Genomic DNA, 21,354 nt, shown 5'->3' with positions numbered 1-21,354 from the left:
TGTTGCACGAACTCACACCTAAAACTGGATGCTTGACAAACTTAGCACGCTTGCTACTCTTAGCAGCATGGAAAACGAAGCAACAGAACTCGGCACCTTTCTCGGTCGCGTGCGCAGGGATCTAGGTCTAAGCCTGCGCACGGTTGAGGCTGAGACGAGTGTCTCCAACGCCTATCTGAGCCAGTTGGAAACGGGGAAGATAAAGACGCCCTCCCCAACGGTTCTGCACTCGTTGGCGATCCGATACAACGTTCAATATGAGCACCTTATGGCGTTGGCGGGCTACCCGGTACCAAGCGCAACGGTCAATATTCAGCCGTCTAGAGTCAATGACTTCGCAGCGAGGCTGGGCGACGTATCACCGGATGAGGAGGATGCTCTGGTCGAATTTCTCAGCTTGATAAGGAAGCGGGAGAGAGGCCGAAAATGAGATGGTCCTATTCCTCTGCTCGGGCTTTCCGTCAATGCCAACGCAAATGGTATTACGGTTATGTCGTGGCGCCGAAGGGACGCTCTAAAGACGAAAATCGCTTGAGAGCCAAACGGCTCAAGAGCCTGTCAACCTTGTCGGCGTGGCGCGGACAGATTGTTGACACAGTCATTTCCAAGCACATCATCCCGGCCTTGGACTTCGACGATCGCATGACGCTGGGAGATGCCAAAAAGCACGCAAGACTGCTTTTCGATAAACAGAAGGCGTTTGCCGAAAGCCACCGTTCGGAAGATCTGACGCTTGTAAAATCGCATCATGGCGATTCCTTCCTTCTGCTTTCAGAGCATGCCCACGGGCACGATATCACGCACAGTGAATATGAGGAGGCTTGGGAAGACATCGTCGGCGCACTGACAAATCTATATCGTCTGGATGATCTGCGAGCCGAGGTCGCTTTGGGATGGAGCTTCCATCCCCAACCGCCGTTGCATTTCGACATCCTGGGCGACCTCAAGGGCAGCGCCTTTCCTGACCTGATCGTCTACACTGGCAAAGAGCCCATTCGGATCATTGATTGGAAAGTGCATAACGATGGTGCGAATGACGCAAGGGACCAACTGGCCAGCTACGCCATTGCGTTAAGCCGCCTTGACAAACCAAACTTTGATTTTCCGCCTGAAAATTGGCAGGCGCCTCCCTCCGAGATTGTCCTAAAGGAGGCGCAGCTACTCCTCGGAAATGTCCGCGAGCACATTCTTACGGAGGGAGACCTCGAAGACGCAGAGGTTTTCATGATGGAGAGCGCTTATGCAATGTCGCAGGTCCTGGAAGGAAAGAGCTACGAGGAATTCGACATCGATCAACTGGAAACGACGAGTAACCCCGAGACCTGTGCCACCTGCGCATTTCGCATGATATGTTGGGAAGGGAATTGCAGTGCTTGAGACAAATCTTTACAAGCTCGGCGGCCTCGAAACCGTCACCGCGCGATATAAGCTGTTTGACGTTCTCGGGAGCGATCCCGGCGGACCCGAGTATTTTGCCGGGGTCACACGGCTGCAAAGAACATTGACGCGGCAATATCAACGTCCATTCGCCGTTCTCCAACGCGGCGACATCATGCAACTCGCCGCGCCGGAAGATATTGCCGATTCCCTGGTCTCACATCACAACATGGTTCGTTGGGTCGCGCAGTTGGAACCGTCCGGCGATACAATCGAAATCGATTGCTCCGTTGACGGTGATGAATTTGATCCGATCAGGCTGAAGTTCCTGAATTTCATCGTTCAGACGCCATTGTATAACAATACCGAACTGTGGCGCCCTCGAGCCGGGGACGCGTTTTATGGTCGCCAACCAACATCCTCGCGCGAGGGCGTGGATATTTTCGAAGGCGTCAGCGTTCGCGTCGTACCCTATCCAGAAGGTGGTTTCGGCGTCATCCTCGAAGCCAAAACCAAGTTCATCTCCGCTATCTCCATCGGTGCTAAGACGGATCAGAACACAATCCGTCGAATGAAAGGATCATCCTGCCTATACCGCATGGGTGACCTGTGGTTTGAAATCACTATCAGCGGCGCGGGCCAATCCGTCAGCCATCCTATTACATTTGAGGATGGTAAGCCTATCTCGCTCAAGGCATACCTGCATAAGCACGCGCAACGACCGATCCCGAGGTCTCTTGTAAATCTCAAGGGGGATGGTGTGGTGGTGAACTACCGTGGATCGGAAACAGCACAGGTGAAGGCAGCCCCGGCAGAACTATGCTTCCCCGTTCTCGACACCCACTCGAGTCGCGGCGCCCGTCTTCAGAGGCAGACAATTCTGCCGCCAAAGGTGCGGCGAGAAAAGGCTCTGGAATTCAAGCGGCGGTATCTCGACAACATCGTGCTAGGCAATACGCGTATCACCGTTGCTGATCGCCCCGCACGCACGCCGAACCGCATGTTCGATCTGCCGGATATTTTGTTTGGCAACGGACGAACGCTCTATGGAACCGGCCGGGGCGGCGAGCGCGTGGACGCGAACGGATACGCAAAGAGCCGGCGGCGAATGCTGGAACAGTTGCAGGCGGGTCTCTATGAGAACTCCGCACTTGAGCCTCAGACACTCGTCATGCCGCAGAGCATCATGAATGCCTGGGGACCGAAGTTCGTGGACGATTTCAAGTCGGAAGTCCAAAGGCTTCATCCGGCCGGTGGGTACGATCCCACAACCGTTTATTTTGATGATCTCAGCGCGCCGGTCAACGCTGCAAATCAGGCCAGAGCGATACTCAAACTCGCACAGGACAAGCTTTTGGGCCCGGGAGATTGTGCGATCATGATCCACAACACGGCCGGTCAAAATCGCATGCAGGAGAAGCTGCCGGCGCTAATCATAAACAAGCTTCGACAGGACTACGGTGTAAACGCTGCAATATTCCACGTGGCAACACCGGGCGCAGCCTATGAAAGGCTTGGGAGCGGCGTCGACGCTCGGTACACCCGCAGATCTGACGACAGAGGCCGGTACTCTGGTTATCTTGCTGGCGCAGCCCTCAACAAGGTTTTGATCCCGAACGGCAAATGGCCCTTTGTCCTTGCAGGCAGGCTGGCCGCCGACGTCGTCATCGGGATCGACGTCAAGCATCAAACAGCAGGAGCGGTTCTGATCGCCGATGGCGGGCGCATCATTCGTCATAAGCTGAAAACGTCAAACAAACACGAGAAACTCTCCTCCGGCACTGTCGAGGCGCTGATCGCGGAGATGCTGAGAAGCGAAGCGCCCTTCCTCAAGACGCTGACCAGGAATATCGTCGTTCATCGCGACGGGCGCGTCTTTCCGTCGGAAATCAAGGGAATGCGCGCAGCCTGCAAGGCGCTCGCTGAAGAAGGCCTGATCGCAAGCGATTTCGAGCTTAACGTCTTCGAGCTCGGGAAATCATCGCCAGCGGCCTTGCGCCTGTTCAAGGTGCGCGAATATGCTGGGGAGAACACATCCATTCTCAACCCTGAAATGGGTGACTGGCTGGCGCTTACGGAAAATGAGGGCTTTGTTTGCACGACGGGCTGGCCCCTTCTCCCAAACGGCACCGCCAAGCCTTTACATGTGACCCGTGCAGCCGGCTCTCTGCCAATGAAGGATGCGCTTGGCGATATCTTCCAGTTGTCATGCCTGACATGGACGCGGCCGGAAAGCTGCTCCCGCCTTCCGATATCTCTCAAGCTCTGCGACACATTCCTGCGCGACGAAGGCGCTGACCACGACGAGGACGAGATTTTGCAAGGTGATGGAGATCGAGAGATGGAAACAGCATGAGCACTCTCTCACTTCTCAGCGGCGCGGAAACGCTCGCGCTATCGTTTCAGCTTTTGATCGACGAGGTGCTCTTGTCTGGCGATACTATCGAACCGGTGCGGACCGCAAGATTGGCGCACATGCTGAGAGAAGCGGCGATGGCTAGAGGAGGAAATGGAACGCACGAAGGTCTGCTTTTTGACAGTCTGCTCCGCGACATCGCCGGAAACTCCCGGTCAAATCTCGAACAGCTTGCCTCGATCGTGGAAATGCGGCCGATTCCAAATTCTGCGTTGCAGATCCTTGGTGAGATCGCCGATCAGCTTAGCCATGAACGCCTTGCGTTTTCAACACGGATGAGCCCTTGGTGATTGTTGCGGCATATCTCCGCGGAGCGATCGGTCACGCGATCAAGCGCGCTCGCGACCTGATCGAAATCGCCCAAACCGGCAGCCAGCTGGAATTTAGAGTGCTGCAAAGCAAATGCACGGACGAGCTCAACGAAGCAATCATTTCGCTCGCACAAGCGTTGAACAGCCTGGAAACTGCGCCGGAGAAGGCGAGCATTGTAGCGCGTATCTACCAGGCGAAAGTCAGGCAGATTGCCAACGTTGAGCGCGTTGGCGTCTTCGCTCTAAAAAATGCCTCGTCTGATGATGTTGAGCTGAACAGGGTACTTACTGCGATTTGCCGGGAGGTGCGTTATCCCCTCGTAACGCCGACGGTCAGTCACACCTCGCAAGACTATTTCGAGATATCTCCGATCTTCGGCCTTTTGCGCGTTCCCCTGCTTGAAGGCCGCTACTTTTTGCATCTTTCCGATCTCTATCACGAACTTTGTCATCCTCTCCTCGCCCTGACTGGAAGTACCAATCCAAGGCTCGACCCTCTGTCGGAGGCTTTTCGGATGTTGAAGAACGAGCGCGGGGTGGCGCTCGATCTTGCCGCGGTTCGCGTCGACCGGCGTCGCGGAAGCCCCGACATGGCATATCGCTACGCCATATGGCGGCGTTGCTGGGTTGAAACGTGGTGCGAGGAGTTCATTTGCGATGCGTTTGGCGCGTTCTGCGCCGGCCCTGCCTTCGGCTGGACGAACCTTCACCTTTGCTTCAACCGCACGAGCTTTCAATCGAACGGAAAGCTATTCCATACCCCGACCGAGCGCCCATCGTCTCATCCTGCCGATGATGCACGCATGTCCGTCATCCTGCACGTACTCGAGGAGATCGGCTGCCAGCCGGAAGCTCAGGCAATCAGTCGAGCCTGGCGAGAATTCATCGCGTCTTCCGATGCGCAAAAAAATGTGCATTTCCATATCTGCTATCCGCCTGAAGCACTTTCGTCCCTTGCAAAAAAAGCCGTGGCCGCGTTTCACGCGAGCGGAATGATTGGCCTCGACATCGAAAAACCGCAGCCCATCGCCGGATTGCTGCAATCGGCCTGGGAGATCTTCTGGAGCCCAACCCAATCCTATGAGACCTGGGAGAAGGATGCGCGGATTGAACTTTTGAATCAAATTCCCTAGCGCAGAAAAAAGTTGCGCAGTTCTCGGGATGACTTCCTGGCTTCCCAGGCCTTTTCAGCGAGCAGACGCAAAGTTTCGGTTGCTTCTGCGGAGGCGCGATCGAGGGATTTGATTGCTTTCACCTGGTGTTGAGCTGGCTCTTCGTCGACCCGCTCTAACCGCGTTCGCAGCAGACCTTGCACCTGAGAAAGTGCCAAATGTTCCTGTGCGGCCATGATCGTTTGGATGAGGCCGCGACGGGCGATCCAGGATATAGAGCCAGGCGCGCGTGACGTCTCATGAACCGCTGCGCCTTGCCGGCGCGACGCTGTCCCGATCGATAGCTGGTAGATCTCGTCGATGCGCGCCCCGCTAAGGTTCAGCCCATCGGTCAAAGCAATCATGTCCGGGGCGTTCGCAACGAGGCCGCCATCGATATATTCGTTTGCCGCAATCTTCTTTGTTGGGAAAAAGGTTGGTGCGGCGGCGCTTGCGAGAATGGCATCCTCGACACTGGCAGAGCTCGCAGCCCTACCGGCAAGCCCCTTCGACCGGAATATCGTTGTCTCACTCGTAGAATAATTCACTGCGGTGATAAGCAACGGAGCGGGAAATTCGTTCAACGGCATCGTCGCAACGGACTTTCCGAGTGTCTTTCGTACCGCTTCACGGATCGGTGCCGGACTATAGGGTGCTGAAACGAAAAGCCGTCTGATGCCGGTTGCCGGCCCTTTCGCAAAAATCGAAGGCCCGTACTCTTTCATCGCTGCTGCAAGCGTCTGAGCTGGAACCCCGACCGACAGGCCTGCAGCCAAAAGGGCGCCGATGGACGTACCGGCAATGATATCGAAGCGTTCGGCGCATTTGGCCTGGAAATGCGCTTCGCAAGCTGCCAGAAATTCGGCACCAAACAGCCCTCGATAGCCGCCGCCACTGAGTGCCAGAATCTGGAATCGTCTAGGTGCCACTCCCATTAGCGCACTGGTACATAGTCTTCGGGATTTTCGACAATCAGCTTCGGCACAGTCGCGTGCCCAGCCTGCCGATAGTCAACATAGATAAACGGAAAATCACCCCGCCCAACAAGCGCCGTCGCTATCTCGACTTTTGTCGAGCTGGGAAGGTCATAAGGCTCCCCATCACGCAGGTACGTGATCCTCATATCAAGAAGATCACCCCAGCGATGTGCAATCCTGTGATCCATCGCAATAATCCGATCGTCTCGCGCAAAGTCTTCGAAAAGCCGGTTCGCCTGATCGATGAAGTCTCTGATCACAGGCACAGGGTGGACGGCTGTCTCTGGCGCCGCCCGAGCCGCAGAAAGGGCCTGCTCAAGCTGCCAGAGGATGCTCATCGGGGTTATTGCACTGATGCAAATGTCATCCGCATATATCCCGCGGGCATCAGCCGTCTGAAGCCACAACTCAGCGTCAAGATTTCGCCTTTTGATCACATCGAAGAAGCATTGGGAGCTTATGAGATATCGCGACATGATTGCCTTAGAATACCCGTCCTCGACCGCCTAAAGTCTCCTCCTGAGATCGAGGCTCAAGGCGCATGTTTACCACACTTGCAGCCAAGGGCTTCAACTGAGCCAAGAGTGCACTCGCCGGTCTGCGACGAGCGACCTGACGCTCGGTCTCACCTCGAACAGAACCAATCAATGCCAATATAGTGTCCGATGAAAGAACAAACGCTGCTTGCGGGACATTGTCCACACGTCCAGCCCTCGCGATCACAAAAGCCTGACCCGACTCCAGCGCACTTTCGCGAATAGCCTTCATATTTTTGTTGGCCTTTTCCTCAGGTACGACCTCCAGGTCAATGACAGGACACACCTGCAGGGCTTCCAAAAATTCTGTCTTCTGCTGACTTTCAGGCATTTGCTCAACAAATCCTTGGAGCGTCCTGGCGAATTCACTCATGACATTGATCCTCACGTTCCAACATGTTTTCATAAATGGAGGATATTTCGACCGATTTCAAGCTAAATCGCTCGATTTGTTCGCAATACGTTGAAAATGCGCTCGATAGTAAGGATTTTCGGTCGAAATACAGCTTTGCCTAGTCTTAGCTGGAGGTACTTAGCGTGATTGTGTGTGAAAACCATACCGTGTTTGACGGCAGCACTTCGGACAGGATGTAACGCTGCGGTGATACCCAGCGGCGTTCCTGGCCCTCGGCGACAGCATCCGATCAGTAGTTCACCGCTCTCGGCCTGAGCTGCAAAAACCGGATGAACGCGCCGCCGTTCGCGCCATATCATGTCATTTGCGGCTGTGGCCGGGGCCAATTTGTGGGCGATCAGCGGTGTTTGGCGGATCCAGCGGAAACCGAACATTTTCCGCAAAGCTGGTTAGCCCCGGACACGACCGGCCGCCGAGAGACACCTTTCGCCAGATATCTGCTTCCGGAAGAGCATTCTTCTATTTTACCAATCTCAAGCTTCCTCTCTTAGGAGTTATCGAAGCATTTGGATTTGAGGGGACGGCAACCGTCACAAGCCCAAAAAGCAGCTTAACGATTTCGGATTCGGGAACCGAGAGGATTTCAGAAAGGCGCTCCACACCGGCGCCATTTTCACGAAGATCATCCAAAACCTTCTTCCAGATCTGCGACTGCTCACGCCGCATCGGCACTGGTTCATCGGTCCTCCAGCCTCTTCGGGATAATTCCATAAACAATTGTTGATAAGTCCATTTGGATGCCAAACCCAGTTCATGGAGCCGATACGTCATAGCAGCGACCGAGACCCCCGCCATGCGCTTAAGCTCAACTACTCTGGGCAGACCTGATACGCGCCCGACCGCGCGCAAAGGGGCCTCCGGCATCAGGAACGCCGCAGCAAATTCGTTTGCTTGCTTTTCGGCTTCAAGACCATTGGGGGCTGCGTGCTTATGCAATACGAGATGCCCCAGTTCATGAGCAGCGTCGAAGCGGCTCCGTTCAGCGGACTTTTGAGAATTGAGAAATACATGGGGTCGCTGCCCGCGCCAGACGGAGAATGCATCGACTTCCTTGCCATCCTCCCCCAGTGAGAAAACACGTACCCCCTTCAACTCCAGAAGATGCACCATGTTTTTGATGGGCCGGTTACCAAGACCCCAAAAATCACGCAGCCCGGCGGCAGCACTCTGAGGGGTGTCCTCCCTCATATCCGGCACGTCGGAAACTGGCAGATCAAACTCATTATCTAACCAATCGGACAGCATGAACGCTATTGCGCCCGCAGCAATAGCGCCATCCCGCTGCCTCGCGGTCATTTTGCTCATCGATCTGAAGCTGACGCCTTCAGCCCGTGGAATGTCCACGTCGTCTGACATGAAAAAGGCAAGCGGGAATCCCAGAATGCGAGAGAGTTTCCTGGCGACGTCCTCACTGGGAAGATATTCTCCAGCCTCATATCCTGTAACTGTTCGCGGTTCGATGCCCGCTCTTGAGGCGAGTTCCTTCATCGTTAGGCCGGCGCGCTGCCGGGCCACGGTTAACCGCGATCTGTTAAACATCACGCCGCCTTACGCTTCACCGGCACATCAATATCGGTATCTCCGATCGGATCCTCTACCGGTAAACCACCGTCGATGCCGGGAAGCGGTATGAAGATGCGCTCAGCCCATTCTGTTACGTTGCGATCATCGAAGGCAGACGGCAATGAAAGCTCCGCTCTGCATTCCTCGTCTTCGATATGGATCAGCAGCAGCCAGGTGGGATAGCTCAAGATCGTCGCAGCCTTGCGAAGCTCAGCTTCAACGGTCTCGGGAAACATATCCGTTTCGAGATTGTTCTTAAGAACAGCGGCCTCAGTAAATAGTCCCTTCAGGGACTTAGTACGGGGCGACCCATGGACGGCACAGGTCAGCGCATCGGAACTGGCAACAACGATGTTGACCTGCGAGGAATCGTTGATCACCAGCGAGTAATTGCTCGGGTCATCCTTGCGCCAACCCAACGGAAGCAATTCATCCCGCAGCGTCCGCACCACAAACCGCCATGCCTCAGTGCCAGGGATGAATGGGGGATCGTTGTCGGTACAGTTGAGCCGAGCGGTGTGACCAGCCAGAACAGCTCTGATTACAGCCTCTACGGAGATATTCAATTCAGCAAGTCGGCGCCTCGCGTCGAAAGGATGCTGATAAACGACAGTTGCCGACATTGCCATTGAATCACTTCAAACTTCATTTTTTCAACCTTCTATCAGGTTTAAAAAATGAAGTCCAGATTTCTCATCACATGGGGTCGTGGATGTTTTCTGGATGATAATGACCAACAATCCAATCGGCCGGCAGATCATACGGAATGCTAAAGCCAGAGCCCGATCCAGGGCTCAAGGCATGGGCTTGAAGATCGTCGATCAGCTCACAGAACATATATTCGAGGATTAGCCCCGCAAACATTGGCAATGTTGCAGATCGCATAAGTTGCATTGGCACGTCGCAGACGAACACGGTTGGTCGACCCACGGATTTTAGGGCTTCTTTTGTTTCCCGCGTTGTCGCTACCCGAATGCCGAGGCAGTAGAGATATTCTGAGCCGTAGACCAAATAGTGGCCGGCGCCTCCAGGCCGGGTCGTCAAACTCCTCTCGTCCGCACATAGCCACAGCCTGCCCTCCCTACCTCCGCCTTCATTTCGCGCGTCCACATCTTTGATCGCCTCGTGGAGTCGCTCCTCGCTCGCATGACGAAATCGGCCGTTGAGGAAGATTGATCGCGCACGATCCTCGATTTCCGCACTCCGCAGAATGCGCAACCCGTTGCGATAAAAGGGAGCCAGGTCATCCGTCCGTGTTCCGTGCACCGCGCGAAAGCCGCGATAGTGTGCACGCATCCGGTCTGCCGTCAGTTGTTTGATGTCGACCACTTTACCGGTCGCTTCAAAGATGATCTCGTCCAACCAGCTGAGGTCATCCGACACAATATATTCAGGAGGAGAGTCGACGAAGGCAGCCTTTACACCAGCTGTGAGATAGTCACTCAGCAGGCCCCACAACGTTTCCCTCCAACTGTCGACCTGAGGATAACAAAACACATCAGGCGCCGATTTTGCCCGTTCGTGCCAGTGTTCGGAGATTTCTCGGTCCTCGTAGCCTGGCAACATTGGGCCAGCGAATTTACAGGATCTCCATTGGTAGTTCATGTGAGAGTTCATCCTCATCCGAAAGGCAAGCTTTTCGCGCACTGCAGCTCCGGTTGGCAAAAAGCTATCCGGGGTGTTTCAGTGTGACGATCGGTTCATACGACATGCCCGCGGATGTTACTATCATCGGCAAGGAATTGAGAGCTGCGGCACGAGAAGTCTCTGCGCGGCATCACATTCTAGCCGGTTCACTCCCCTACATGCTTCTCCTCCAGCTACGGCAATCTCTCGTCTGTCGCGTTCAATATGAAATTGCCCAGACTCGTCCGACATACGCGTGCGGCCTCATCGAAGAGCTCGGACCTTGGGATCCTCGTGTAGGCCGCAAGGGCATAACTGAATTGCTCCTCGTCCCAACCCCTGAAGATCTGTAATTCGTCCGTGCCGGGGATATACCCGGAGAATGATTTTACGTGCAGCTGCTCAATTTGAACGACCTGATCATTCTCGAATGTAAGGTAAAAATGGGTCGCGTCTCGTAAAGCTGCCTTGAAATGAATTCGAGCTGAAAGCTCCGCAAATTGCACTGGAGTAACGGTAGCTCCAGAAAGGCCGAAAGGTCCCTTAGCGCCGATATGGAGTTGGAGGCCGCCATCGTTGACAAACACGACACCGAGAGCACCAATCCGTATTGATATAGATTGTCCGTAGACATTAGTGGATAGGTCGAATGTATCCGCATCGCTATCCGCGATCTGGTAGTGGTAAAGTGAAAATGGGTAGCCGCCGTGAAGGCACCGAAAGAGCGTTGGCTTACGCCCGCTCTGCATTATGAAGTGACAGTGTTGAAGTTCATCCAAGAATTCCGGCTCTACGATCGAGCCGCGGGAAGGTTTCGTGCGATCGAAAGAAAGACTGGTTTCTTTAACAAGTATTCCGATCAGAATCTTCGATAGCCATCGTCCCAAGACGAGCTCATCTCCGGCGATCAAAGTGCCTCGGGTGAAGATCGGGTGGACCTCCCGTTCAATGGCAGAGAGAAAGCCGTTGTTACATTCGGCGCAACAAGGAACTGTCAGGCTCCTATAGGGAATTTGTGTTCCGTTGAGCAGCGTTAGCCTTTCATCGAACAATCCGAGCTTTGATTGCAGCCATTTCGGAATTACGTGTTCTCCAGCGCCTGTGGTGGGCGTCCGACCACACGCGAAGCACTGCTTGGCCCGGATGTTGGCTTCAGAAACCGCTGCACGCGACACTTCAAGCGCAAACATGTCTATTCTCTAAGCCACCACGGAAGTCCGGTTCCTGGGCATGACGATTCCTCTTCGATCCAGCCGGTCAAGACCGGCGGAAGCTATACCGTAGGCCCTCGCCGACGAGTTCCAGAACCGCCTCTCCAGCTTCGCTCAACGGATTGGGGATCATTTCGACCCGCGCTCGCGCGGGATCGGCGAGGTTACTGACATAGGCGATCCAATAAAGAAGGCCAGCTCGCGTCCGAGCGGCTATCCTTCCGGCACGAACCTCAGTCTCTCCCAATTCAAACACGCGCGGATCGTTAAGGCTTGCCTTCACCTCAATCTGCCAGGCTTGCTTCTGCCATGAAACCTCGAAGTCGTAGCCCAGGCTGTCATTACCCTTCCTACCTGTAAAGACCTCGGCATTGGTCGATTTCCAAGCTGCATCGATGTCCTGCTTGGGTATGCGGCCTTGTAGCCAATGTCGAACGGCCAGCTCACCCAGACGTCCGATCATGTCGGTTTTCGCAGATGGAGCAAAAGGACGGCCACCATAGCTCGGCATCCGATAGCCGCCGCTCTGCCCATTAGCGGGCTTTTGATCACTACCGGTTCGTGCAGGGGCAAGAGCGGCACTATGGCCGACGGGAATCTTGAAAAATTCCCGCGAAAGAGCCTGTTTGAGCTCTGCGTCCAATGCCGCCCAATCAGTCTCCTCGGGATCGACAGATCGACCGTTGAACTCGATCGAACGCTCTTGCTTGCGACGAGCGGCAACTTCCGCCTCAGCCTTCGCACGCGCTTCCGCCAGTGCCGCGTCGCCGAGCTCCAACGCGTCACGATCGAGCGTGCACTCCATGTTGTCGGGCCAGCAACCAAGCCGGTTGATCCAGCTGAGCAGGTCGTCACGGTCACATGCTCGGATGTCCATTACTCCCGCTTGATCGAGGCGCCTCCGCAACTCAGCAAAGCCACCATCGGAGCCGGTCCAAAGCGTCGGGATCGCCAACGCTCGAGCCGAACACCAAGCTCGGATGAGCGGCGTAGCGTCCCGCACCAATTCCTTCAGAGTCTGGTTGTTGGTTCGGCGAACGTGTTCCAACGCTGCGAGCTCAGGATGCGATACGTCGAGCGGCATTGCGCCGTGAGAAGCAAGCCAGCCGTTTATGTGCTTGTCGATAACAATGTCCGGCACGTCCTTCCAACGCATCGCCCAGCTTGGGTCCGGCTCTAGCTCACCGGCAGCGTCTCGGGCTTGGGCATAGGCTGGTGCGGCGATGCCGGCTGCGATTGTCGGCGCAAATGTCGCGCGTAAGGCATCGAAAATGGCAATACTAACCGCCTTGATCCGGTTGGAAAGTTGGCGTGCATGGACGTCCGGATAGGTGTCCGGCGACTGGCCCACGGCTGTCAGAGCCCAGTTCAACCCTTCAAAGTCGAGCTTCAGCATATCCCGCAGCTCAGAGACGGAGAGCGCGGTACGACATGCGTCGAGAGTGGCCTGCGCATCGCATCCAAGCGGCGCGAGCCAGGGTGCGATCGCCTGGCGCAACCACGAAGCGTCCTTTACGACTTCCGCTTCATCGGCGGCGAGGGCATCGACAGCGGGCTGCCCGGCGGCAAGGTGCAACAGTGCCCGTAGCCAGGGTAGATGTCTTTCAAGGCCACCTCCCATTGTTTCGCGCACAACCCGGCGGGCTCGCGGTGCCAAACGGAGGCTGTCGCAAAGGCCATCGAGCTCACGGTCCGGTTCGCCAGACTCTCCAATTGCCGCTCCATCAGCCTGTAAGTAGCGTAACAGGATCCGCAATGCTTGCTCCAGACCAGGCTGGCCCAATGCGTCGCAGAATGCTGTAAGCGACTGATCGAGTTGGCTCCACCCGGCTCGCTCATCCGTCCGCACCACAATCACCGCCTGCCCATCAGCAAGCTTCAGACCAAGGGCCTCGGGACCGCCCTCCAATTCATCGTGGGCGAAATCATCCAGCCGAAAGCCTAACCGTGAGCCAGTCTGAATCATAATGCGATTCAATCGATCCAGGACAGATTGGCGGTTGACCGGCAGGTTTCGTGCGTCGAGCCCTTTGACCCCTTCCATGGCCACTGCTGCCATCAACGGAAGTCGAGGGCACCATTCAACTGCGGCAACCATATGACCTGTCCCGACGCCTCGGCCATCAATCGTAATCTGGTAGTCGGCCCTTGAAAGAAGGCGTACGCGATCGCCATAGAAGGTCTGCAAGATCTGGCCCAGGCGCAGTTTGTCTCCGGCGCGGATCTCAATCATCGGCTTGCCAGCGGCCTCTACAAGGCTTGCTGCCGTCTCATCGTCGGTATCTCGCACGTAGATCTCTTCGTCGGGTGCATTATCGCCGCGCATCGAAAAAGCCTGCAGAAACCCACCTCGACGCGCCAAAAGCAGAGGCGGCGCACTTGCCGATCCGGGCAGAGCAATGTTGCGATAGTGGTCGGCAATCCGCTGCCATGTTCCCGCATAAAGGTTGGCCAAATGCCGTTCATAAAAGGTCTCGAACCCGGGCTTTGCGAATTGGCTGGCGAGAAAAGTCGCCTGCTGAAGCAACGTCGTGGGATCATCAAGGGTGCGGAGTGTCGTATGCTTGCGAATTGCCGCCAGATGCGGCGCGCTTGCCCTGTCCAGCGCACGAATGACCGGTATCGCGGGCCTGCGAAGGAAAAAAGGGAAACGCTCACCAGATTCAGCCGCCATCCAGATTTGCCAAGGCCTTACAGCGACAGGCTCACTTCCATGCGATGTGGGCTCCAAAGCAGGGATCCACGCCGCGTTCTGCAGGAAGATCTTCAATGGTGTGGACCATTGCCGGACGTCGGACTGTGTAAAGAACGAATGCCGTATGGTAAGCGACCATGCCTCTGGAAGAGGCTCTCCAAGCCAGGCGATGACGAGCAAGGCGTAGTATTCGAGTGCCTCGCGATCGAAGCGCTCTATATCCCACTGCCCTGGCATCCATTGCAGGCTACCGCTAATGGAATATGCGCTGCCTGCCGTCAACGATGATGTTTTCTCGCCGGCGATTGCTGTCTTCCAGGCCACCGTAGCGGCTTCCGATAGTCCCAGTGCGCGCCAGAATGCCGGGCCGTCCAGCGCTTGGCCACGATGCGTGCCGGATACTGATCTGTGGACCGGATTGAGACCGCGCTTGACCCCGAGATCGCGCAGAAATTCGGTCCAGAGACTCAAATTGCCGATTTTGAATGCGTAGTGGTCGGGGTTGGCTAATCGTCGACGAGAAATCTCCTGAAGGTCCAAACAATCGGACGGTGCCGCATCGAGGAACCGTTGAAGAAGGCGCCCGCGGGTCTCATCAGGCCAACCGCCGGAAAACACCGCCTCCTCCGCCGGTACAAATCCGTGATCCAAGGTGGGCACATACAGCCGCAGGCCGGCCGGAAGTGACACACCGCGCCCTTTGCCCTGCGGCCGCCGCCAGATCTGGAATGCCCACCGCAAACCGGCCGCGCGCTGCTGATGCCGACTATCCTCGCGTAAGACACGCGCAATCTGATTGAGAATGTTTTCTCGGTCGAATTCTAGGACCAATTTGTGCCGAAGAAGAAAATTACGAGCATCGGCGAGTTCCCCGTACCAATCGAGCTTCTCGGAGAGAAAGGCGAAATTCTCCGCCAATGCATTGGGAGGCGAAAGGTCGCTGGCCTCGTCCTCTTCCGGCCCCCTGCGCGCCGGCGGTGCAAACACGGCAACGCGTCCTGTGCGCCGGACACGACGGCGGCCGCTCTTCGGAGTGTCCTCAGGAGGCACGACCGTGGACATTGACGGACGCAAGTGCCCATCTTCGCATAGCAGGATGAGCTGGCCGGCGAGCGCGCTGCCACCACTACCGACGAACTCCACCAGGTCCTTATAATAGGCCGTCCATGCTGCCGGCGAACGAAGCTTGTCGCGCTGCAGCATTGCGGCGACCTCTATGGCCAACGCCACACGCTCCGTCACGTTGGGTGTGTCGACGTAACCGATCACGTGCGCCTTCACGAAAGCGGTAAACGCGTCGGTCCGCGTGCCGAGCTCGAGCCAGAGAGGCCAAGCTCCCACTTTTGAGGCGTGTCGTGCCGCCGCCGCCAGCGAGAAAGTTTCGCCGAGTTGGAGCCCCCGGCGAGACACGCGCGGGCTCCGCCATGAAAGGCTCAGTTGGCCGGATTCGGTGACGGTGAGCACCGGTGCAACGGGAGCGTCAGCGAAGTCAGCAACACCCATTGTTGCGGCGATACCTTTTGCGACGCGCAACGGAAGATCCGCGTCCGTCTCAAAACTTTGAGTCTTGACCCAGCACATGAGGTCTACGACGCCACGAGCTCGCTCCTCCACTGTCAGCGTGCCGGCGCCGTTGCCATTCTCCCGAGCCAGCCATGCAACTGCCCTTGCAGCCAGATCCGCTGCGTGTTCAAGAAGCATCGCATTCAACCGAACCTTGCCGTCGAGCCCTTTGCGATTGGCGGTCGGGAAGAACGAAGCATGCAGATAACCACGAAACGGCGCCTGCGCCTGTTCTCCCATGGGCAGATAGGTATAAAGCCTTGAAGATACGATGGCGGCAGCGTCCAAGCTCACGGCAAGGGCGATCTCACCGTCGCCCGTCCACTCGGCCCAATGGGAATGGAGCTGAGTCTGTTCGATCCCCACGGAGATCGTCTCGATCATTGCGCGTTCATCGACCGCACATCGAGCGATCAGATGGCGGCCAGCTGAACCAAGATCGGCGACCGCAAAACCGCTCGGCGCACCGGGAACCGCCTCTTCTCGACGAGTAAGAACGATAGGTTCTGATTGCGCCCCGTCGACGCCTAAAACCCGGACATCGAGGCGTCCCAACCGGGTGAGGAACAGTAACATCGGAGCGCCAACGGTTCGAAGTGCTTCGATTTCGGCCACGACCGCCTCCGCTGCTCGGGAATCACGAACCGGCAGCGCAATGACGGTCGCAAAACCGCGTTGAGCGAAAGCGCGTATTTCAGGCGGCTGCTCGTCGAGCCAGACGGGAACGTGGAAAGGAGGGAGGTCTTTTCGGGCAAGCTCGAGCACACGAACTCCAGAAGTCATCGCGGCAAGGTCGTCGCCATTGGCGAAGCGAAAGCAGAATCCGTAAAACCGATCCGCACCTTTCTGCCCGACCGCCTGTGAATAGATTTCGGGCGCATCGCAGATATGGCGGACGCTTCTGAAGCCGAGCCCCTTATTACCAATGGCTTGGCCGGGCGGCTTGCTCGAAAGGCCGAGATCCGACAACGCTTCTACATTCGACTGCGCGAAAGGTGCGCCGCCATTCGCAACATAGAGGATGCCATGTGCGCCGGCGCCGACATCAAAAACAACCTCGATCTGACCGTCCCTATGGTCGTCGGGATGCACATCATGCGCATTCTGGATCAGTTCGATCAAAAAGCGACCGTGATAATCGGCGGCAATCTGTTCACTGATGCTATTGGCCGTTGAGTAGATCTTTGAGAGGTATTCTCCTTCCTCATCGATGGTCCCCTCGAAACCACGGATCTTGCGGCTTCCCCACTCCGTCAAGAATGCCTTCGCAGCCGCCTGTGGCATTACGTTCACCCCACAGGCCTCAATGCTTCGCAAGACGTCATCCACAGCGATGATCCACCTCCACACCAGCGCTTCCCGAGCCGCTATTGCTGACGCACTATATCTACAACGGTAGGTTTGTAGCGCCCGACTTTGGTTATTCACCGTGTTTTTCTCAGCAAGCAATGCCGCGGAGATTGTGGTGGTGCGCCCGGCGAAATCTTGTCAGCTGATGACCACTGCTCGTAAGCTTGCCTTCAGCTTCAAATTACGCCCCATGCCCGAAACCTCCCCCTCCCCGTCATTTCCCTGAGGCCGAGCTCCGTCACAATCCGCCGCGCCGCCTGCGGCGTGACCTCGAGCGCTTTGGCCACCATGCCGGCGGATACCAGCGGCTTTGCCATCACCAGTTCAACGAGCTTCGGCAATTTTGACGAGGTCCGCCGCCCCTCCAGTTTTCTATCCATCATCGTTTTCGCCAACGTCAGCCGGTCATGCTCCTTGATGCCGATCTCGGCGGCCGCCAAAAGCCCGTGGGCGATGGCAAGCAAACGGGTGTCCCGGTCGCGGTGACGCCGCCGATCGACCGGAATGGTTTTGAGGCCAAGATTGATGGCGGCGAGGTGAGCACCTGTGGCGATGCCGGCTTCCCGCAGGATTGAGGCGCAAAACAACCGGCCGAGCCAGGGGGCGTGCTGAAGAACGGAAAGCTCGTTCCAGGCATCAAGGGCAATGATCGCCTGCAGCACCGTCGGCAAGTCTTGAGCCTGCCGCAGGACGCCGCGCCACTCGTCGAGCCGGGCATCCTCGTCCCAGTCGAGATCGTAAATCATCGGGTCTTTGTCCTGAACGATGCCACGGCCGGGTCGTTTGGCAATCTCGATCGCAGCCTGCGATCGGGCGAGCACCGCATCGATGGCGGCGAAATCGACGCCCGGCAGATTTTCGGCCTCGTTATTATTGTCCCCCTCCCCTTCCCGATCGACGACGGGTGCTGTTCGCATGCTGCCGACCGGCTCTGCAGCCTCGGCGCCGATCGCGCCGGCATCCGACGTTTGTCGCAAAACCCGGATACCCTCCGCGGAAAGAGCCCAGTCGGCTGACTGGTCAGAAATCCTTCGGCGGGTGCGTAGCACGTCGCGGGCGATGGTGAGTTCGTGGGTCGGGGTGCGAATGTCTTTGGTGGCGTCGTGGAGGACGAGGTCTTCGAGATGGACGAGCTCGCCGTCGATCCACAGCGAAGCGCAGGCGTCGGTGAAGTGAGTGCGCTCGAGGAAGCCCTGCCCGACCGGCGAACGGGCGATGCGCTCGTCCAGACGCGTCAGAGCGATACCGGCGTCGAAAGCCGGCCGCATCAAGGCATTCATGCTGATTTTCGCGAGAAAGTAAGGCATTGAAATCATGGTAAATGATTTGCTAAACGAACTCTATATAATTATTGTAGTTCTTTACATAGTATGGTTGACGGCTGAAGCTATAACCATCGATAAGTACTGGTTATCGGAAGTGAGTGGATCTGCCTTTTGACCAACTTAGTTCCATTCCCTAAATTGGTGGAAAATCGCCTTTTTGTTGAAAGGATCAACCGTGGGCACCACCGTGAAAGTTTCCGAGGCGAAAGCCATCTGTCCGAATTGCCAGCCCGCGTCGAAGCCGGCGAGGAGGTAATCATCGCCCGTGGCAACGATCCGGTTGCCCGGCTGTCGCGGATCCGCAAGGAAAACGATCTACAGCAGCTGGTCAACGAAGTGCGCGCTGCCCGTACCAGGCTGGCGCCCGTATCGCATGACGAAGTTATGTCTTGGCGCGACGAGGGTCGCCGCTGATGGCCTTTGTAACAGATGTATCGATGGCGGCAGCCTGGCTACTGCCGGAGGAATTTTCGGATGCCGCCGAGACGGTGATCGCGTCAATTGAAGCCCCCTGCCCCTGTCCCGTCGTTCTTCTTCTTGGAGATCCACAACATCCTGGCCACAGCCGAACCGCGCGGCCGCATCGGTTCCGGCAGTGCTCTGCTCGGCATGGAACGGGTGCGGCGGCTGCCGCTTGACGACGCCGGCATCGGCGGCGGCGGCTCGATCCTTCTTCTGGCCGCCAATCACGGCCCGAGCGCCTCTGACGCCGCCTATCTGGCGCTCGCGATCAACCGGATTGTGCCGCTGGCAACACTCGATCGCAAGTTGGCTGCCGCCGAGCGCAAGGAAGGAGTAGCGGTGCTCGGCCCCTTCGCGCATGGCGACTGATCTCTCGCCGGCGTCGCGGCGCTCGCCAGGGCGCCGCTGCTGTTCAACGGGAAGGACTTTGGCCGGACGGACCTGAAAATTCATCCAGTATCATCCGCCTGAGGAAAGAAGACGAAACCGAACCCGACAAGATCCCATGGAAGGCCGCGTCAGATTCGCCCTCGAAAAGCTGCTGAACGTCGCCCACGAAGACACCGAACAGGGACGGCGGGTCGCCAACTTCCCACTGGCTGGTGGAACGCCGAAGTCCATGGTGGTTTCGCTCTCACCGATCTCGCAAACGTCGATCCGCACCTCGGCGACGACATGGCAACGATCTTCACCTTCCTCGCCTGCGAAGAGGATGTCGTTTATCCCACTGAACACCACGGCGAGATCGAAGCGATCATCGCGCGCTGGCGGCCGCAGGCGGAGCAGGCATGACGGCGCCGCGGACGGGTCAGCCGCCGGTGTCGTCGGTCGCCGAAGCGCTCGACACCATCGCCGCGGTGCTGCCGATCGGCCGGCGCGACAAGCTCGCTGAGCTGCTGACCGACCAGGACGTCGAGACGCTGCGGCATCTGGTCAATGCCGGCATGGGTGGCAACACGCTGCGGGCGCTGACCTCCGACCTCGGCTATCTCAAAGCCTGGGCGCTGGTGGCGACTGGAGAACCCCTCCCCTGGCCAGCGCCCGAGGCGCTACTGCTGAAATTCGTCGCGCAGCACCTGTGGGATCCGCAGAAGCGCGCGACTGATCCTGATCACGGCATGCCGGCCGATGTCGACGACAATCTGCGAGCCCAGGGCTTTCTGAAATCGACCGGTCCCCATGCGCCGGCGACGGTGCGCAGGCGGCTGGCGAACTGGTCGACGCTGACCAAGTGGCGTGGTCTCGACGGCGCCTTCACCTCCCCTGCCCTCAAATCGGCCATCCGCCTAGCCGTTCGCGCCGTGCCACGAAAACGGAGACGCAAGAGCGCCAAGGCTGTCACCGGTGACGTCTTGGCCAAACTGCTGGCGACCTGCGCCACCAACAGCCTGCGCGATTTGCGTGACCGGGCGATCCTGATGGTCGCCTTTGCTTCCAGCGGCCGAAGGCGCAGCGAGGTGGCCGGTCTTCGCACGGAGCAGTTGACGGTCGAGGTTTCGGTTGCCGGTGAGGACGAGATCCCCCTCGCCTCGCTCGCCATCCATCTTGGCCGCACCAAGAATTCCGGCGCCAGCCAGGACGAGGTCGCCTATCTGACCGGCCGGCCGGTGGACGCCCTGAATGCCTGGCTGGAGGCTGCGAAGATCGATGGCGGCAGCGTGTTTCGGGCGATCGATCGCTGGGCAATGTTTCGCGCCGGGCGCTTGATCCGAAGGCGGCCAACGATATCGTCAAGCGACGCGTGGCAGCGGCTGGGCTAGAGGTTGGGGAGTTTTCGGCGCATGGCCTGAGATCGGGCTACATGACCGAAGCTACCTTACGCGACATCCCGATGTCCGAAGCGATGGAGCAATCGCGCCATCGTTCCGTTCAGCAGGCGTCGAGCTATTATAACAATGCAACGCGGCGTAGCGGGAAGGTTGCACGGTTGCTGTCCTGACCGTCTAGCACTGCCATGAACGGCACATGAGGCCGCAGCGCATTTGGCACGCACACCCAGTCGCCACTTTGGCTCTTGAACGCCCCGACCTGATCCCTCATCACCGCCGAACAAAGCTGAGGAGATCATGCGCGAGTTTTCCGAAAAGACGTTTGGGCCAGCAGAGTTGTCGGACATTTACGCTGTCTACAAGCGAGGCTTGCGAGAAGTGGGATCACGAAAGAGATGCGGGGGCCAAGCTAGCCGCGGCCGCCGTGATCAATCTCTTCCGGGAAGGCCATGACACTTACGAGGGCCGCGTCGTCGGTCCTCAAGACCATTCTATTAAGATCGCCGCGGATAGCCATTCTCGTCAAACATCGGCGAGAAGTGACCGAGCAGTCAACGTATATCGACGCCCCAAGAGGGGCGTCAACAATATAGCCTCGTGGCACCCA

At 57.4% G+C, this 21,354-nt stretch carries 16 protein-coding genes and 2 pseudogenes; 9 read left to right on the top strand and 9 right to left on the bottom strand.

Going from position 1 to position 21,354, the window contains the following annotated elements; all coding sequences use genetic code 11:
- Positions 1-28: 28 nt before the first annotated feature.
- Genes GR212_RS37870 through GR212_RS32655 form a run of 5 tightly spaced genes read left to right on the top strand, consistent with a single transcriptional unit; the run spans position 29 to position 5,237 of the window.
- Positions 29-430: a helix-turn-helix domain-containing protein gene (locus GR212_RS37870; protein WP_204326859.1), complete on the top strand. Its 402-nt coding sequence runs from the start codon at positions 29-31 to the stop codon at positions 428-430.
- Entirely contained in the window at positions 427-1,377 is a 951-nt protein-coding gene (locus tag GR212_RS32670) for a PD-(D/E)XK nuclease family protein (RefSeq protein WP_163993439.1), read from the top strand. The genes GR212_RS37870 and GR212_RS32670 overlap by 4 nt, the downstream gene beginning before the upstream one ends.
- On the top strand, positions 1,370-3,733 hold the full coding sequence (locus GR212_RS32665; RefSeq protein WP_163993437.1) for a hypothetical protein: 2,364 nt from the start codon (positions 1,370-1,372) through the stop codon (positions 3,731-3,733). The genes GR212_RS32670 and GR212_RS32665 overlap by 8 nt, the downstream gene beginning before the upstream one ends.
- Positions 3,730-4,083, top strand: coding sequence for a hypothetical protein (locus GR212_RS32660; RefSeq protein ID WP_163993435.1), 354 nt, complete (start codon positions 3,730-3,732; stop codon positions 4,081-4,083). The genes GR212_RS32665 and GR212_RS32660 overlap by 4 nt, the downstream gene beginning before the upstream one ends.
- Complete coding sequence (locus tag GR212_RS32655; protein ID WP_163993433.1) at positions 4,077-5,237, top strand: hypothetical protein; 1,161 nt, start codon at positions 4,077-4,079, stop codon at positions 5,235-5,237. The genes GR212_RS32660 and GR212_RS32655 overlap by 7 nt, the downstream gene beginning before the upstream one ends.
- Here GR212_RS32655 and GR212_RS32650 read toward each other — a convergent pair.
- The 9 genes from GR212_RS32650 to GR212_RS32610 all read right to left on the bottom strand — a co-directional run bounded on the left by GR212_RS32650 (position 5,234) and on the right by GR212_RS32610 (position 18,507).
- Positions 5,234-6,190: a CBASS cGAMP-activated phospholipase gene (locus GR212_RS32650; protein ID WP_163993431.1), complete on the bottom strand. Its 957-nt coding sequence runs from the start codon at positions 6,188-6,190 to the stop codon at positions 5,234-5,236. The two genes, GR212_RS32655 and GR212_RS32650, sit on opposite strands and share 4 nt — an antisense overlap.
- Positions 6,190-6,570 carry a hypothetical protein gene (locus GR212_RS32645; protein WP_163993429.1) on the bottom strand — a complete coding sequence of 127 codons (381 nt, stop codon included), beginning with the start codon at positions 6,568-6,570 and terminating at the stop codon, positions 6,190-6,192. The genes GR212_RS32650 and GR212_RS32645 overlap by 1 nt, the downstream gene beginning before the upstream one ends.
- 145 nt (positions 6,571-6,715) lie before the next feature.
- Positions 6,716-7,141, bottom strand: coding sequence for a hypothetical protein (locus tag GR212_RS32640; RefSeq protein WP_163993427.1), 426 nt, complete (start codon positions 7,139-7,141; stop codon positions 6,716-6,718).
- Between the two features lie 501 nt (positions 7,142-7,642).
- Positions 7,643-8,722: an ImmA/IrrE family metallo-endopeptidase gene (locus tag GR212_RS32635; RefSeq protein ID WP_163993425.1), complete on the bottom strand. Its 1,080-nt coding sequence runs from the start codon at positions 8,720-8,722 to the stop codon at positions 7,643-7,645.
- Positions 8,722-9,375, bottom strand: a complete 654-nt coding sequence (locus GR212_RS32630; protein ID WP_163993423.1) for a hypothetical protein — start codon at positions 9,373-9,375, stop codon at positions 8,722-8,724. Before GR212_RS32630 ends, GR212_RS32635 begins: the two co-directional genes overlap by 1 nt.
- A gap of 67 nt (positions 9,376-9,442) precedes the next feature.
- Entirely contained in the window at positions 9,443-10,351 is a 909-nt protein-coding gene (locus tag GR212_RS32625; RefSeq protein ID WP_163993421.1) for a hypothetical protein, read from the bottom strand.
- A gap of 215 nt (positions 10,352-10,566) precedes the next feature.
- Positions 10,567-11,562, bottom strand: coding sequence for a hypothetical protein (locus tag GR212_RS32620; RefSeq protein ID WP_163993419.1), 996 nt, complete (start codon positions 11,560-11,562; stop codon positions 10,567-10,569).
- 67 nt (positions 11,563-11,629) lie between these two features.
- Positions 11,630-17,290, bottom strand: coding sequence for a sacsin N-terminal ATP-binding-like domain-containing protein (locus tag GR212_RS32615; RefSeq protein ID WP_163993417.1), 5,661 nt, complete (start codon positions 17,288-17,290; stop codon positions 11,630-11,632).
- 77 nt (positions 17,291-17,367) lie between these two features.
- The gene (locus GR212_RS32610; RefSeq protein ID WP_163993415.1) at positions 17,368-18,507 is read right to left on the bottom strand and encodes an RHE_PE00001 family protein; all 1,140 of its coding nucleotides are present in this window, start codon (positions 18,505-18,507) and stop codon (positions 17,368-17,370) included.
- Positions 18,508-18,691: 184 nt separating this feature from the next.
- Between GR212_RS32610 and GR212_RS32605 the strand changes: the two are divergent.
- The 4 genes and pseudogenes from GR212_RS32605 (at position 18,692) to GR212_RS32590 (ending at position 20,917) form a co-directional block, all read left to right on the top strand.
- Positions 18,692-18,930: pseudogene (locus tag GR212_RS32605) on the top strand (type II toxin-antitoxin system Phd/YefM family antitoxin).
- An 87-nt stretch (positions 18,931-19,017) separates the two neighbouring features.
- Positions 19,018-19,347: a type II toxin-antitoxin system VapC family toxin gene (locus GR212_RS32600; protein ID WP_246726158.1), complete on the top strand. Its 330-nt coding sequence runs from the start codon at positions 19,018-19,020 to the stop codon at positions 19,345-19,347.
- Positions 19,348-19,500: 153 nt separating this feature from the next.
- Positions 19,501-19,770 (top strand): DUF7673 family protein, encoded by a 270-nt coding sequence (locus GR212_RS37865; RefSeq protein ID WP_432444425.1) that lies wholly within the window; start codon positions 19,501-19,503, stop codon positions 19,768-19,770.
- Positions 19,767-20,917 (top strand): annotated as a pseudogene (locus tag GR212_RS32590) (tyrosine-type recombinase/integrase). Before GR212_RS37865 ends, GR212_RS32590 begins: the two are co-directional and overlap by 4 nt.
- Positions 20,918-21,354: the final 437 nt, after the last annotated feature.

This window comes from Martinezella lusitana, assembly GCF_010668395.1.
Taxonomy (GTDB): domain Bacteria; phylum Pseudomonadota; class Alphaproteobacteria; order Rhizobiales; family Rhizobiaceae; genus Rhizobium; species Rhizobium lusitanum_A.
The sequence above is the reverse complement of the archived record's forward strand: the minus strand, read 5'-3'. Positions and strand labels throughout refer to the sequence as shown.

Bases quoted from the DNA above. Each gene is read 5' to 3' on its own strand.
- GR212_RS37870 (WP_204326859.1), top strand. From the start codon at position 29: ATGCTTGACAAACTTAGCACGCTTGCTACTCTTAGCAGCATGGAAAAC.
- GR212_RS32650 (WP_163993431.1), bottom strand. From the start codon at position 6,190: ATGGGAGTGGCACCTAGACGATTCCAGATTCTGGCACTCAGTGGCGGC.
- GR212_RS32670 (WP_163993439.1), top strand. From the start codon at position 427: ATGAGATGGTCCTATTCCTCTGCTCGGGCTTTCCGTCAATGCCAACGC.
- GR212_RS32620 (WP_163993419.1), bottom strand. From the start codon at position 11,562: ATGTTTGCGCTTGAAGTGTCGCGTGCAGCGGTTTCTGAAGCCAACATC.
- GR212_RS32645 (WP_163993429.1), bottom strand. From the start codon at position 6,570: ATGAGCATCCTCTGGCAGCTTGAGCAGGCCCTTTCTGCGGCTCGGGCG.
- GR212_RS32630 (WP_163993423.1), bottom strand. From the start codon at position 9,375: ATGGCAATGTCGGCAACTGTCGTTTATCAGCATCCTTTCGACGCGAGG.
- GR212_RS32640 (WP_163993427.1), bottom strand. From the start codon at position 7,141: ATGAGTGAATTCGCCAGGACGCTCCAAGGATTTGTTGAGCAAATGCCT.
- GR212_RS32610 (WP_163993415.1), bottom strand. From the start codon at position 18,507: ATGATTTCAATGCCTTACTTTCTCGCGAAAATCAGCATGAATGCCTTG.
- GR212_RS32660 (WP_163993435.1), top strand. From the start codon at position 3,730: ATGAGCACTCTCTCACTTCTCAGCGGCGCGGAAACGCTCGCGCTATCG.
- GR212_RS32625 (WP_163993421.1), bottom strand. From the start codon at position 10,351: ATGAACTACCAATGGAGATCCTGTAAATTCGCTGGCCCAATGTTGCCA.
- GR212_RS32635 (WP_163993425.1), bottom strand. From the start codon at position 8,722: ATGTTTAACAGATCGCGGTTAACCGTGGCCCGGCAGCGCGCCGGCCTA.